Source organism: Pseudomonas sp. KD5, from assembly GCF_012932895.1.
Taxonomy (GTDB): Bacteria; Pseudomonadota; Gammaproteobacteria; order Pseudomonadales; family Pseudomonadaceae; genus Aquipseudomonas.
Genome location: NZ_JDWJ01000002.1, coordinates 699,254 through 712,374, shown reverse-complemented (window position 1 = coordinate 712,374; position 13,121 = coordinate 699,254). Strand labels below are relative to the sequence as shown.

The window sequence follows — 13,121 nt, the reverse complement described above, 5'->3', positions numbered from 1 at the left end:
GCGCATGACGACTCATACTTTCAAACCCGACATGCCTCCACCGAGCAGTAGCATCGGTGTCGTGGCGTGGATGCGGGCGCACATGTTTTCCAGCTGGATCAACACCCTGCTGACACTGTTCGCGTTCTATCTGATTTACCTGATAGTTCCGCCTCTCGTGAGCTGGGCGATCCTCGATGCCAATTGGGTCGGCACCACCCGTGCCGACTGCACCAAGGCCGGCGCCTGCTGGGTGTTCATTGAGCAGCGCTTTGGCCAGTTCATGTATGGCTACTACCCGATGGACTTGCGCTGGCGCGTGGACCTGACCGTGTGGCTGGCGGTGATTGGCGTAGCGCCGTTGTTCATCGCACGTGTTCCGCACAAGGCAATCTACGGCCTGAGCTTTCTGGTGCTCTATCCGATCATTGCCTACCTCCTGCTGCACGGTGGCGTATTCGGTCTGAGCCAGGTGGCGACCAGCCAGTGGGGCGGCCTGATGCTGACCCTGGTGATCGCTACCGTCGGTATCGTCGGCGCACTGCCGCTGGGTATCGTGCTTGCCCTGGGCCGTCGTTCGAACCTGCCGGCGATTCGCGTGGTCTGCGTGACCTTCATCGAGTTCTGGCGCGGTGTGCCGTTGATCACGGTGCTGTTCATGTCGTCGGTGATGTTGCCGTTGTTCCTGCCCGAAGGCATGAACTTCGACAAATTGCTGCGGGCGCTGATCGGCGTGATCCTGTTCCAGTCGGCCTACATCGCCGAGGTGGTGCGTGGCGGTCTGCAAGCGATCCCTAAAGGTCAGTACGAAGCGGCTGCGGCGATGGGCCTCGGTTACTGGCGCAGCATGGGCCTGGTGATTTTGCCGCAAGCCCTGAAGCTGGTAATCCCTGGCATCGTCAACACCTTCATTGCGCTGTTCAAGGACACGAGCCTGGTGATCATCATCGGCCTGTTCGACTTGCTCAACAGCGTCAAACAAGCCGCCGCCGACCCGAAATGGCTGGGCATGGCCACAGAAGGCTATGTGTTCGCGGCCCTGGTGTTCTGGATTTTCTGTTTTGGTATGTCCCGCTATTCCATGCATTTGGAACGCAAGCTGGACACTGGCCACAAGCGTTAGGAGCGTAGTTTATGAGTGAAGCGATCAAACAGCCTGTGAGTCCTCAAGGCATTATTCAGATGCAGGGCGTAAACAAGTGGTACGGCCAGTTCCACGTGTTGAAAGACATCAACCTGAACGTCAAGCAGGGCGAGCGTATCGTGCTGTGCGGCCCGTCGGGTTCCGGCAAATCCACCACCATCCGTTGCCTCAATCGCCTGGAAGAACACCAGCAGGGCCGTATCGTGGTCGATGGCGTGGAACTGACCAACGACCTCAAGCAGATCGAAGCGATCCGCCGTGAAGTCGGCATGGTGTTCCAGCACTTCAACCTGTTCCCGCACCTGACCATTCTGCAGAACTGCACCCTGGCGCCGATGTGGGTACGCAAGATGCCCAAGCGCAAGGCCGAAGAAATCGCCATGCATTACCTGGAGCGCGTACGCATTCCAGAGCAGGCGCATAAATACCCGGGGCAACTGTCCGGTGGTCAGCAACAGCGTGTGGCGATTGCCCGTGCCCTGTGCATGAAACCGAAAATCATGCTGTTCGACGAACCGACGTCGGCACTTGACCCGGAGATGGTGAAAGAGGTTCTGGACACCATGATCGGCCTGGCCGAAGACGGCATGACCATGCTCTGCGTGACCCACGAAATGGGCTTCGCCCGTACCGTGGCCAACCGCGTGATCTTCATGGACAAGGGTGAAATCGTCGAACAGGCCGCGCCGAACGACTTCTTCGACAACCCGCAGAACGAGCGGACGAAGTTGTTCCTGAGCCAGATCCTGCATTGATAGACGCTTGGCAGTGAAATAAACCCGGACTCTGTTCCGGGTTTTTTTTGCTCCAATGAAACGCTCCACCTGCTGACCGCGAACCCTGTAGGAGCCGGCTTGCTGGCGATGGCGGCATACCAGACGCCACCGAGTATCCCGGCTATAGCCATTTGGCATCCCACAATGGGTAATCGTGCACACGTGTGACAAGCCCCGCACGCAATGGATTGGCAACGATGTATCGGGCGACCGCTTGCAGATCCGCTTCACGGCGAATCGCGCGATCATGGAAACCTCTCTGCCATACCATCCCTCTGCGCTCCAGTCGCGCGTTTACCGCCCGCGCGCTGCGCGATTTGGTTGCCAGCACCAACGCCGACAACGAGTTGTTCTTCAGTTCGACCAGCCAATGAAAATGGTCGGGCATCACCACCCAGGCGAGGGAATCGACCCATTCTTCTGTCTGCGCCTGACGAAAGTGGTCTACCACCAGACGTCCTGCCCGCCAGTCAGTAAAAAACGGGGTGCGATTCCAGGTGACAGCTGTCAGCAGGTAGATTTGGCCGGTTTGGGAATAACGTCCGGCGCGTAAGCGATTGGCATGGGGAAGATCGGGCATTCCATTGCCCTCCTGTGTTTTGAGAGAAACAGAAGGCTAGTACGCAATAGTGAGGGGCATTGCCAAAGTTCAGTTCTGAATGTGTCGGTACGATCGCCATCGCCAGCAAGCCGGCTCCTACAGGGTTTGCGTGAGCCCGTTGCCTTGTCGGACGAAGCTGACTAACATGTCAGAAAATTCATCCTATGATTGGATGAAAGGGCGAATTCTATGTCAGATATTTCTCCATTAATTAAACGGTCCTTGGTCGATCAGGCCCTGGACCAGCTGCGCCTGCGCATTAATCAAGGTGTCTGGACGGTCGGCCAGCGCTTGCCCACCGAGCCGGAATTGGCGACTGAGCTGGGCATCAGCCGCAACACCGTGCGCGAAGCCATGCGCGTGTTGGCGTTTTCCGGGTTGATCGAGATCCGCCAGGGCGACGGCAGCTACGTGCGGGCGGTAGTCGATCCTTTGGATACGATGAAGGCGCTGTCCCGCTGCTCTCAGGAACAGGCTCGGGAAACCCGGCACATTCTGGAAGTCGAAGCCATCGGTCTGGCTGCGTTACGCCGCACCGATGAAGACCTGGTGGCGTTGCGCGAGGCGCTGGGCGTCAGCGGCAGTCACTACCACGGCGATCTTGACACCTACATCGCCTGTGACCTGGTGTTCCACCGTCGTCTGGTGGACGCGGCGCACAACCCGACCCTCAGCGAGCTGTATCGCTATTTCTCCAGCGTCGTGGGCGCGCAGTTGCGTCAGACCCTGAACGTCACCCCCCGACGCCAAGCGGTGTTCGACCTGCATATCGAGCTGCTCGATGCCGTCGAACAACGCGACCCGGAACGGGCCAAAGCCCTGATGAGGCAATTGATCAATGAACCTTGAAACCGAGAGTCCGATGTCCAGTCAGCAGGCGAGCCACAGCCGCATCACCGAGCTCAAGCGGACGGCGGAGCTCGAAGAGCTGTTGATCGACGCCGAGGCCGATGATGCAGAGGTTCAGCGAAGTCACCCGCTCTTGCGGCGCCCGTGGCTGTTGCTGCTGGGGCTGATTCTGGTGGCGCTGAACTTGCGTCCGGCGCTGTCGAGCATGGCACCGATGCTCAGCGAGGTCTCGAAAACACTGGGGCTATCGGCTGCCCAAGCCGGTTTGCTGACCACCTTGCCGGTGCTTTGCCTCGGTCTGTTCGCGCCGTTGGCGCCGGTGCTTGCGCGACGTTTTGGTGCCGAGCGGGTGGTGTTGGGGATTCTCCTGATGCTGGCCGGCGGGATCATTTTGCGCAGCTCGTTCGGCGAGGTCGGCCTGTTCGCCGGCAGCGTGCTGGCCGGCGCCAGCATCGGGGTGATCGGCGTGCTGCTGCCCGGTATCGTCAAGCGCGACTTCCCGAAACAGGCCGGCACCATGACCGGCGTCTACACCATGGCGTTGTGCCTGGGCGCGGCCATGGCGGCCGGCGCGACCGTACCGTTGAGCGAACATTTCGACAAGAGTTGGGCGCTGGGCCTCGGCTTCTGGGTGGTTCCTGCCTTGGTCGCAGCCATGTTCTGGCTGCCGCAAGTCGGTCAGAAACACGGCGCACATAACGTTGCCTATCGGGTCCGAGGCCTGTTGCGCGATCCGCTGGCCTGGCAAGTGACCTTGTACATGGGCCTGCAATCGTCTCTGGCCTACATCGTATTCGGTTGGCTACCGTCGATTCTGATCGGTCGCGGTCTGACGCCAACCCAGGCCGGTCTGGTGCTGTCGGGTTCGGTGATCGTCCAGTTGATCAGCTCGCTGGCCGCACCGTGGCTGGCGACCCGTGGCAAGGATCAGCGGCTGGCCATCGTAATCGTCATGGCAATGACCCTCGGCGGCTTGTTCGGTTGCCTTTATGCGCCGATCGACGGCCTGTGGGGCTGGGCAATCCTGCTGGGACTGGGGCAGGGCGCTACGTTCAGCCTGGCATTGACCCTGATCGTGCTGCGCTCGCGGGATGCTCATGTCGCCGCCAATCTGTCGAGCATGGCACAGGGCTTCGGCTACACCCTGGCCTCCATGGGCCCGTTCGCGGTCGGTGTGGTGCATGACTGGACCGGCGGCTGGAGCGCCTTGGGCTGGATCTTCGGTGTCATCGGCCTCGGCGCGATCATCGCCGGCCTCGGTGCCGGGCGTTCGTTGTACGTGCAGGTCGAAAGCGAAAAGATCTGATTCGCGCACACTGTCGGTATTCGGGGGGCGAATGCTGATGGTGTTTCGTCCGTTTGCAGATTATCGTGCTGGCAATCTGCCTATTTTCCGGAGCCTGCCCATGAGTGATGCCCACAACGCCTTGATCACCCGGTTCTATCAAGCCTTCCAGCGGCTGGATGCCGAGGCCATGAGCGCCTGCTACACCGACGACGTGGTGTTCAGTGATCCGGCGTTCGGCGAACTGCGCGGGCGCGATGCCGGCGATATGTGGCGCATGCTCACCACCCGCGCCAAGGACTTCTCCCTGACCTTCGATAACGTGCGCAGCGATGAGCGCACTGGTGGCGCCCATTGGGTGGCGACGTACCTGTTCAGCCAGACCGGCAATATCGTGGTCAATGACATTCAGGCGCGATTCGTGTTCCGCGACGGCAAGATCTGCGAGCACCACGACAGTTTTGATCTGTGGCGCTGGTCGCGTCAGGCGCTGGGTTTCAAAGGGTTGTTGCTGGGCTGGACGCCGGTGGTGAGAAACGCCGTGCGTGCTCAAGCCTTGAAGGGCCTGAAGGCATTCCAGGCCAGTCGCTGATAAGATCGCAGCTTGTTTTCTTTCAAGCCTTGATCGTCACGTGAGCACCTCGAGCGAATCTTCCGTCATTGCCGCCGAACCGTCGCTGTCTGTCAGCAAACCCTGGTTCGTCTACCTCGTTCGCGCGGCCAATGGTTCGCTCTACTGCGGGATCAGCGACGATCCCGTACGTCGCTTCGCCACCCATCAGAGTGGCAAGGGCGCGCGCTTCTTCCTGTCGAGCCCGGCCGTGGCGCTGGTTTATACCGAGCGCTGCCGCGATAAAGGCGAAGCGCTGCGCCAGGAGCGTTTGATCAAGAAACTCAAGAAAAGCGCCAAGGAATGTCTGGTGGCGAGTGCGGCCGCGAGCTTATCAATCTGACTGATAAGCGCCCATCAGGCAGATGGGTAGGCTGCCTGCCGATTGCGCGTTAAGCTGCGGGCTCCTTATCCGAGCGGCGGAGCCGAGCATGTCCGAGTTGATTCTGCATCATTACCCGACGTCCCCTTTTGCCGAAAAGGCCCGCTTGCTGCTGGGCTTCAAGGGGTTGTCCTGGCGCTCTGTGATGATCTCGCCGGTGATGCCAAAACCCGACCTGACGGCCCTGACCGGCGGCTACCGCAAGACGCCGGTGTTGCAGATCGGTGCTGATGTCTATTGCGACACCGCGTTGATCGCTCGTCGTCTGGAGCAGGAAAAAGCTTCACCGGCGTTTTTCCCGGAAGGCCAGGAAATGGTCACGGCGACCTTTGCGGCGTGGGCCGATTCGGTGGTGTTCCAGCATGCGGTCAGCCTGGTGTTCCAGCCAGAATCGGTAGCGGTGCGCTTCGGCAAATTATCGCCGGAAGCGATCAAGGCATTTCTGGCCGATCGTGCCGGCTTGTTCAGCGGTGGCAGTTCCACTCGGTTGTCGGCCGAGCAGGCAAAGCATCAGTGGCCAACGATCATGGCGCGCCTGGAGCAGCAGCTTCAACGCGAGCAGGGGGACTTCCTGTTCGGCGAACCGTCGATTGCCGACTTTGCCCTGGCTCACTCGCTGTGGTTCCTCAAGGCGACGCACGTGACTTCACCGTTGGTGGATGCTTATCCGGCCGTGTCGGCGTGGTTTGGCCGCGTGATGGGGTTTGGTCATGGCGCGTTCAGTGAGATGACGGCCGAGCAAGCGCTAGAGATTGCCCGCAATGCTACACCGGCCGCATTGCCGGATGAGCAGTTCGATGAGCCGAACGGGTTCGAGGTTGGCCAGCAGGTGGTGATTGCAGCGACCGATTACGGGGTTGATCCGGTGGCGGGTGAGTTGATGTTTGCCGGCAGCGAAGAGTTGATTCTGCGCCGTGAAGACGAGCGGGCCGGTGTGGTGCATGTGCACTTTCCGCGGTTCGGGTTTCGCATAGAGGCTTGCTGACGTACGCACCTGTGGCGAGGGGGCTTGCCTCCGTTGGGTCGCGAAGCGGCCCCAGCATTTCGATGAGAAAACCGTATCCACGGGAAATTGCGACTGCTGCGCAGCCGAACGGGGGCAAGCCCCCTCGCCACAGGATTGTGTGAAGCTGATGGTTATTTCAATGCCGCAATCACCTGGTCCGGGTCATACCCGCGAATCAACGTTCCATTCACATCGATGATCGGAATCCCGCGTCCCCCCAGCGCCTCATAGGCTTTGCGCGCCACGGCATCCTTCTCGATATCGAATTCCTTGTACGGAATACCTTTCTGATCGAGGAAGCGCCGGGTCAGCTTGCAGTAACCGCACCAGTCAGTGGCGTAGAGCACGACGTTGGCCTTGGCCTGGGTCTGCTCGGACACCACCTGCGAGGGGTGAAGTACCCGCTCGATCTTGCCCCAGTTCTGGTAGACCACTACCACCAGCAGGATCAGCAGGAATTTTTTCAACACGCCACCGAGCATCAGTTGCGTCGCTTGAGCTGGTCGGTCAGTTGGGTCGGCAGGCCCTTGATGATCAGCGTGCCGGCTTCTTCGTCGTATTCGATCTTCGAGCCCAACAGGTGCGCTTCGAAGCTGATCGACAAGCCTTCGGCGCGACCGGTGAAGCGGCGGAACTGGTTCAGGGTACGCTTGTCCGCCGGGATCTCCGGGGACAGGCCGTAGTCCTTGTTGCGGATGTGATCGTAGAAGGCTTTCGGGCGATCTTCGTCGATCAGTCCGGACAATTCTTCCAGGCCCATGGGCTCGCCCATTTTGGCCTGGCTGCTGGCGTAATCCACCAGGGTCTTGGTCTTCTCGCGCGCGGACTCTTCCGGCAGGTCTTCGCTTTCGACGAAGTCACTGAATGCCTTGAGCAAAGTGCGGGTTTCACCGGGGCCGTCGACGCCTTCCTGGCAACCGATGAAATCGCGGAAATACTCCGAAACTTTCTTGCCGTTCTTGCCCTTGATGAACGAAATGTACTGCTTGGACTGCTTGTTGTTCTGCCATTCGGAAACGTTGATCCGCGCTGCAAGGTGCAACTGGCCAAGGTCCAGATGTCGCGAAGGGGTCACGTCCAGCTGATCGGTCACCGCCACGCCTTCGCTGTGGTGCAGCAGGGCGATGGCCAGGTAATCGGTCATGCCTTGCTGGTAATGCGCGAACAGCACATGGCCACCGACCGAGAGGTTGGATTCTTCCATCAGCTTTTGCAGATGCTCGACCGCCACCCGGCTGAAGGCCGTGAAATCACGACCACCGTCGAGGTATTCCTTCAGCCAGCCGCTGAATGGAAACGCACCGGACTCCGGATGGAACAGCCCCCAGGCTTTGCCCTGTTTGGCGTTATAGCTTTCGTTCAAGTCGGCGAGCATGTTCTCGATGGCCGCGGACTCAGCCAGTTCAGAGTCGCGGGCGTGAAGAACTGCGGGTGTGCCGTCGGGTTTTTTGTCGATCAGGTGGACGATGCAATGACGGATCGGCATGGGCTTCTCGGCTGATTGGAGAGAGGAGGGCGTGCTCCCCCGAAAAAGCGCCCAGTGTACCGCAACCACTGGTTTTGGCGTGGTCCGAAGGGCAATTCGAAGCTCTGCGGCGACCCTGATGTGATTTTTTCCCGATTTAGAGCAATAAAGCTGACCAAATGGGTAGCTAGAGGCGGATATTTCCCCGTCTCTGTGCTAGTTTTGCCCGGTCTTACGCGAAGTCACTGCGTTAAGCGTGCATTCAGCATTTGTCAGGTCGAACCAAACCCTGATTTCGGTATCTATAACCCCGACTCGTCGTGGTTATGGCCGAGGGTGCCAGATCCAGAAGATCGGGCTCGATGGCTGACACTGCACTCTGCAATCCATATGAATTTGATAGGGAAGGAACACTACAATGGCTCTTACTAAAGACCAACTGATCGCCGACATCGCTGAAGCTATCGACGCGCCAAAAACCACCGCGCGTAACGCTCTGGACCAACTGGGCCAAATCGTTGCCGATCAGCTGGAAAACGGCGGCGAAATCACTCTGCCAGGTATCGGCAAGCTGAAAGTGACTGAGCGTCCTGCCCGTACCGGCCGCAACCCTTCGACTGGCGCTGCCATCGAAATCGCTGCCAAGAAAGTGATCAAGCTGGTTGTGGCCAAAGGCCTGACCGACGCTGTCAACAAGTAAGACTTGTTAAAAAAACCGTGCTCCGGAGCAATCCGGGCACGGTTTTTTTGTGTCTGCGATTCAGCGATTGATCAGGCTCAATCGCTGTCTCGGTTGTTACTCAGCTTTTGCGGGCCCAGCGCTCGCGCCAGACCTGCTGCTCGGATTTGGTCTGGAAGGTCCAGGCGACGAAGCGGCTTTGCTTCTGCCCTTGGGACATTTCCACGACCTGGCTTTCCAATACGCCGGCCTTTTTCAGCGCCGTCTGGATCGCCGGCAGGTTCGAGGCTTTCGAGACCAGGGTGCTGAACCAAAGCACTTTGTGTTGAAAGTGCGCGCTCTCGGCGATCAGTTGCGTCACAAACCGTGCCTCGCCACCTTCACACCATAGTTCGGCCGATTGCCCGCCAAAGTTCAGCACCGGCAGTTTGCGTTTTGGGTCGGCGCGGCCCAGCGCGCGCCATTTACGCACGCTACCCTTGGTCGCCTCGTCCATCGAGGCGTGGAACGGCGGGTTGCACATCGTCAGGTCAAAGCGTTCGCCGGGTTCGAGCAAGCCCAACAGAATGTGCTTGGGATTAGTTTGCTGGCGTAGCTGGATGGCTTTGTTCAGCCCGTTGGACTGCACGATGGCTTTGGCTGAGGCTACGGCTATCGGGTCGATTTCCGAGCCGAGGAAGTGCCAGCGGTAGTCGCTGTAGCCGATCAGCGGATAGACGCAGTTGGCGCCCATGCCGATATCGAGCACCTTGACCGGCGCGCCGCGAGGGATCTCGCCGTCGTTGACGCTGGCCAGCAGGTCGGCCAGGAAGTGCACGTAGTCGGCACGGCCCGGAACAGGCGGGCACAGGTAATCGGCCGGGATGTCCCAATGGGCGATACCGTAGAACGCCTTGAGCAGCGCCCGGTTGAACACCCGCACCGCGTCCGGGCTGGCGAAGTCGATGCTCTCTTTGCCGTACGGATTGATGATCACGAACTTCGCCAGTTCCGGCGTGGTCTTGATCAGCGCCGGGAAGTCGTAACGACCCTGATGGCGATTGCGCGGGTGCAGGCTGGCCTTCTCGCGTGGCTCCACGGCTTTGGCCGGGGTCGCGGGTTTAGGCTTTTTGCGCGCAGGTTTGGGTGTGCTGGGGGCGGTCATGGGCGAGGTCGATTCGGGTATGGCTAAAAGTGGCGGGTATTGTCCCACATCCAGCTGCTGGTCACCCAATTGTGAAGATCGCTGCATGTCCCTGTGGCTGCGGGTGTTTGGGATTTTGTGGCGGGCATAAAAAAGGGAGGCCGCTGGGGCCTCCCTGTTTCATTGCGATGTGCCGTTACAAACTGGCAATCCGCGCATGTTGCTCCGCCAGCTTGCCCAAAGCCTGTTCAGCTTCAGCCAGTTTGGCGCGTTCCTTCTCGATGACTTCGGCCGGGGCCTTGTCGACGAAACCGGCGTTGGACAGCTTGCCGCCGACGCGCTGAACTTCGCCCTGCAGACGCAGGATTTCCTTGTCCAGGCGCGCCAGTTCGGCGTCCTTGTCGATCAGGCCGGCCATCGGCACCAGCACTTCCATCTCGCCAACCAGTGCGGTGGCGGACAGTGGAGCTTCTTCGCCAGCCTTCAGAACAGTGATCGATTCCAGACGCGCCAGCTTCTTCAGCAAGGCTTCGTTCTCGGTGAGTCGACGCTGATCTTCGGCGCTGACGTTTTTCAGGAACAGGTTCAGAGGTTTGCCTGGACCGATGTTCATTTCACCGCGGATGTTACGGGTGCCGAGCATCAGGCCCTTGAGCCATTCGATGTCGTCTTCGGCAGCCTGGTCGATGCGTGCCTCAACGGCCACTGGCCACGGTTGCAGCATGATCGTCTTGCCTTTGATACCGGCCAGCGGTGCGACGCGTTGCCAGATTTCTTCGGTGATGAACGGCATGAACGGATGAGCCAGGCGCAGAGCGACTTCCAGTACCCGAACCAGGGTACGACGGGTGCCGCGCTGACGCTCGACCGGCGCGTTTTCGTCCCACAGCACAGGCTTGGACAGTTCCAGGTACCAGTCGCAATACTGGTTCCAGATGAACTCGTACAAGGCTTGTGCCGCCAGGTCGAAACGGAACTGATCGAGTTGACGGGTCACTTCGACTTCGGTGCGTTGCAACTGCGAGATAATCCAGCGATCCGCCAGTGAGAGCTCGTAGGCTTCGCCGTTCTGGCCGCAGTCTTCGCCCTTGTCCAGCACGTAGCGCGCGGCGTTCCAGATCTTGTTGCAGAAGTTGCGATAGCCTTCGACGCGACCCATGTCGAACTTGATGTCACGCCCGGTGGACGCCAGCGAGCAGAAGGTGAAGCGCAGGGCGTCAGTGCCATAGCTGGCGATGCCTTCGGCGAACTCGTCGCGGGTCTGCTTCTCGATCTTCTTCGCCAGTTTCGGCTGCATCATGCCGGAGGTGCGTTTCTGCACCAGATCTTCCAGCTCGATGCCGTCGATGATGTCCAGCGGATCCAGGACGTTGCCCTTGGACTTGGACATTTTCTGGCCTTGGCCATCACGTACCAGGCCATGCACATAAACGGTCTTGAACGGAACCTGCGGCGTGCCGTCTTCGTTTTTCACCAAGTGCATGGTGAGCATGATCATCCGGGCAACCCAGAAGAAAATGATGTCGAAACCGGTCACCAGCACATCGGTGGAGTGGAATTTCTTCAGGAATTCGGTCTGCTCCGGCCAGCCGAGGGTGGAGAAGGTCCACAGGCCCGAACTGAACCAGGTATCCAGAACGTCGTTGTCTTGTTGCAGCGCAACGTCCGGCCCGAGATTGTGCTTGGCACGCACTTCGGCTTCGTCGCGACCGACGTAGACCTTGCCCGACTCGTCGTACCAGGCCGGAATCCGGTGGCCCCACCACAGCTGACGGCTGATGCACCAGTCCTGGATATCGCGCATCCACGAGAAGTACATGTTTTCGTACTGCTTTGGCACGAACTGAATGCGGCCGTCTTCAACCGCGGCGATGGCCGGCTCGGCCAATGGCTTGGTGGACACGTACCACTGGTCGGTCAGCCACGGCTCGATGATGGTGCCGGAGCGGTCGCCTTTAGGCACTTTCAGGGCGTGGTCGTCGACGCTGACCAGCAGGCCGGCGGCTTCGAACGCTGCCACGATCTGCTTGCGCGCTTCGAAGCGGTCGAGGCCGGCGTATTCGGCCGGGATCTTGCCGTCGATGCTCTCGTTCAGTGTGCCGTCGAGATTGAACACCTGGGCCGCAGGCAGCACATGGGCGTTTTTGTCGAAGATGTTCAGCAGCGGCAGGTTGTGGCGCTTGCCGACTTCGTAGTCGTTGAAATCGTGGGCCGGGGTGATTTTCACGCAGCCGGTGCCGAATTCAGGGTCGCAGTAATCGTCGGCGATGATCGGGATGCGGCGGCCAACCAGCGGCAGCTCGACAAATTTGCCGATCAGGGCTTTGTAGCGTTCATCGTTCGGGTTAACGGCCACGGCGGCGTCGCCGAGCATGGTTTCCGGACGCGTGGTCGCGACGATCAGGTAGTCGTTGCCTTCAGCGGTTTTGGCGCCATCGGCCAGCGGGTACTTCAGGTTCCACAGGAAACCTTTCTCGTCGTGGTTTTCCACTTCAAGGTCGGAAATCGCCGTGTGCAGCTTGGTGTCCCAGTTGACCAGACGCTTGCCGCGATAGATCAGACCGTCTTCGTGCAGGCGCACGAAGGCTTCTTTCACCGCCTCCGAGAGGCCGTCGTCCATGGTGAAGCGCTCACGGCTCCAATCCACGGACGAGCCGAGGCGGCGGATCTGACGGCTGATGTTGCCGCCGGACTGATCCTTCCATTCCCAGACTTTCTCGAGGAATTTCTCACGGCCCAGATCGTGGCGATTCTGGCCCTGAGCTTCGAGTTGACGCTCCACCAGCATTTGCGTGGCGATACCGGCGTGGTCGGTGCCTGGCTGCCACAGGGTGTTGCGACCCTGCATACGGCGGAAACGGATCAGGGCGTCCATGATCGCGTTGTTGAAGCCGTGACCCATGTGCAGGCTGCCGGTGACGTTCGGCGGCGGGATCATGATGGTGTAGGACTCGCCCTCGCCTTGAGGGGCGAAGTAGTTCTCGGACTCCCAGGTGTTGTACCAGGAAGTTTCAATGGCGTGCGGCTGGTAGGTCTTATCCATGCGCGGCGGGACCCTATTGGCATTTATTCAGGAAAAGCCGGGAAGTATAGCGGGGCACGGGGCGTAGGGCGAGCAGGGGCGGACTGTGGCGAGGGGGTTTACCCCCGTTCGGCTGCGAAGCAGTCGTAAAACCGATGTGTGGGTGCGCCAGATGCACCACGATGGCAGATATTGGGGCC

General features: G+C 59.8%; 13 protein-coding genes. 8 read left to right on the top strand and 5 right to left on the bottom strand.

The annotated features are described in order from the left end of the window. Positions 1 to 4: 4 nt before the first annotated feature. The gene (locus tag AF70_RS06785; protein ID WP_019581092.1) at positions 5 to 1,102 is read left to right on the top strand and encodes an amino acid ABC transporter permease; all 1,098 of its coding nucleotides are present in this window, start codon (positions 5 to 7) and stop codon (positions 1,100 to 1,102) included. Positions 1,103 to 1,113: 11 nt separating this feature from the next. Beyond that, a complete protein-coding gene (locus AF70_RS06780) occupies positions 1,114 to 1,878 on the top strand; it encodes an amino acid ABC transporter ATP-binding protein (protein WP_007936266.1) in 765 nt (254 codons plus the stop codon). Positions 1,879 to 2,020: 142 nt separating this feature from the next. On the opposite strand, the gene AF70_RS06775 is transcribed toward AF70_RS06780, so the two are convergent. Beyond that, positions 2,021 to 2,479 carry a transposase gene (locus AF70_RS06775; protein ID WP_018927107.1) on the bottom strand — a complete coding sequence of 153 codons (459 nt, stop codon included), beginning with the start codon at positions 2,477 to 2,479 and terminating at the stop codon, positions 2,021 to 2,023. Positions 2,480 to 2,689: 210 nt separating this feature from the next. Between AF70_RS06775 and AF70_RS06770 the strand changes: the two genes are divergently transcribed. The 5 genes from AF70_RS06770 to AF70_RS06750 all read left to right on the top strand — a co-directional run bounded on the left by AF70_RS06770 (position 2,690) and on the right by AF70_RS06750 (position 6,611). Then, a complete protein-coding gene (locus AF70_RS06770; protein WP_028940339.1) occupies positions 2,690 to 3,349 on the top strand; it encodes a FadR/GntR family transcriptional regulator in 660 nt (219 codons plus the stop codon). Then, the gene (locus AF70_RS06765) at positions 3,339 to 4,655 is read left to right on the top strand and encodes a CynX/NimT family MFS transporter (protein WP_028940338.1); all 1,317 of its coding nucleotides are present in this window, start codon (positions 3,339 to 3,341) and stop codon (positions 4,653 to 4,655) included. The genes AF70_RS06770 and AF70_RS06765 overlap by 11 nt, the downstream gene beginning before the upstream one ends. A 100-nt stretch (positions 4,656 to 4,755) precedes the next feature. Next, a complete protein-coding gene (locus AF70_RS06760) occupies positions 4,756 to 5,226 on the top strand; it encodes a nuclear transport factor 2 family protein (protein WP_019581088.1) in 471 nt (156 codons plus the stop codon). A gap of 40 nt (positions 5,227 to 5,266) precedes the next feature. Further along, entirely contained in the window at positions 5,267 to 5,587 is a 321-nt protein-coding gene (locus AF70_RS06755; RefSeq protein WP_028940337.1) for a GIY-YIG nuclease family protein, read from the top strand. Between the two features lie 88 nt (positions 5,588 to 5,675). After that, the gene (locus tag AF70_RS06750; protein WP_028940336.1) at positions 5,676 to 6,611 is read left to right on the top strand and encodes a glutathione S-transferase family protein; all 936 of its coding nucleotides are present in this window, start codon (positions 5,676 to 5,678) and stop codon (positions 6,609 to 6,611) included. A 152-nt stretch (positions 6,612 to 6,763) separates the two neighbouring features. Here AF70_RS06750 and AF70_RS06745 read toward each other — a convergent pair whose 3' ends face one another. Beyond that, a complete protein-coding gene (locus AF70_RS06745) occupies positions 6,764 to 7,114 on the bottom strand; it encodes a glutaredoxin family protein (protein WP_028940335.1) in 351 nt (116 codons plus the stop codon). Beyond that, the gene (gene yejK, locus AF70_RS06740; RefSeq protein WP_019581084.1) at positions 7,114 to 8,118 is read right to left on the bottom strand and encodes a nucleoid-associated protein YejK; all 1,005 of its coding nucleotides are present in this window, start codon (positions 8,116 to 8,118) and stop codon (positions 7,114 to 7,116) included. The genes AF70_RS06745 and yejK overlap by 1 nt, the downstream gene beginning before the upstream one ends. 397 nt (positions 8,119 to 8,515) lie before the next feature. On the opposite strand from yejK, the gene AF70_RS06735 reads away from it, so the two are divergent. Continuing rightward, entirely contained in the window at positions 8,516 to 8,797 is a 282-nt protein-coding gene (locus AF70_RS06735) for an HU family DNA-binding protein (RefSeq protein WP_007905514.1), read from the top strand. A 100-nt stretch (positions 8,798 to 8,897) separates the two neighbouring features. Here the strand turns inward: AF70_RS06735 and rlmF are convergent, their stop codons facing one another. Further along, positions 8,898 to 9,920, bottom strand: a complete 1,023-nt coding sequence (gene rlmF / locus AF70_RS06730) for a 23S rRNA (adenine(1618)-N(6))-methyltransferase RlmF (RefSeq protein WP_028940334.1) — start codon at positions 9,918 to 9,920, stop codon at positions 8,898 to 8,900. Positions 9,921 to 10,095: 175 nt separating this feature from the next. Further along, the gene (locus AF70_RS06725) at positions 10,096 to 12,942 is read right to left on the bottom strand and encodes a valine--tRNA ligase (protein WP_028940333.1); all 2,847 of its coding nucleotides are present in this window, start codon (positions 12,940 to 12,942) and stop codon (positions 10,096 to 10,098) included. Positions 12,943 to 13,121 lie beyond the last annotated feature (179 nt).

Bases quoted from the DNA above. Each gene is read 5' to 3' on its own strand.
- AF70_RS06750 (WP_028940336.1), top strand. From the start codon at position 5,676: ATGTCCGAGTTGATTCTGCATCATTACCCGACGTCCCCTTTTGCCGAA.
- AF70_RS06770 (WP_028940339.1), top strand. From the start codon at position 2,690: ATGTCAGATATTTCTCCATTAATTAAACGGTCCTTGGTCGATCAGGCC.
- AF70_RS06735 (WP_007905514.1), top strand. From the start codon at position 8,516: ATGGCTCTTACTAAAGACCAACTGATCGCCGACATCGCTGAAGCTATC.
- AF70_RS06780 (WP_007936266.1), top strand. From the start codon at position 1,114: ATGAGTGAAGCGATCAAACAGCCTGTGAGTCCTCAAGGCATTATTCAG.
- AF70_RS06775 (WP_018927107.1), bottom strand. From the start codon at position 2,479: ATGCCCGATCTTCCCCATGCCAATCGCTTACGCGCCGGACGTTATTCC.
- yejK (WP_019581084.1), bottom strand. From the start codon at position 8,118: ATGCCGATCCGTCATTGCATCGTCCACCTGATCGACAAAAAACCCGAC.
- AF70_RS06765 (WP_028940338.1), top strand. From the start codon at position 3,339: ATGAACCTTGAAACCGAGAGTCCGATGTCCAGTCAGCAGGCGAGCCAC.
- AF70_RS06785 (WP_019581092.1), top strand. From the start codon at position 5: ATGACGACTCATACTTTCAAACCCGACATGCCTCCACCGAGCAGTAGC.
- AF70_RS06745 (WP_028940335.1), bottom strand. From the start codon at position 7,114: ATGCTCGGTGGCGTGTTGAAAAAATTCCTGCTGATCCTGCTGGTGGTA.
- AF70_RS06760 (WP_019581088.1), top strand. From the start codon at position 4,756: ATGAGTGATGCCCACAACGCCTTGATCACCCGGTTCTATCAAGCCTTC.
- rlmF (WP_028940334.1), bottom strand. From the start codon at position 9,920: ATGACCGCCCCCAGCACACCCAAACCTGCGCGCAAAAAGCCTAAACCC.
- AF70_RS06725 (WP_028940333.1), bottom strand. From the start codon at position 12,942: ATGGATAAGACCTACCAGCCGCACGCCATTGAAACTTCCTGGTACAAC.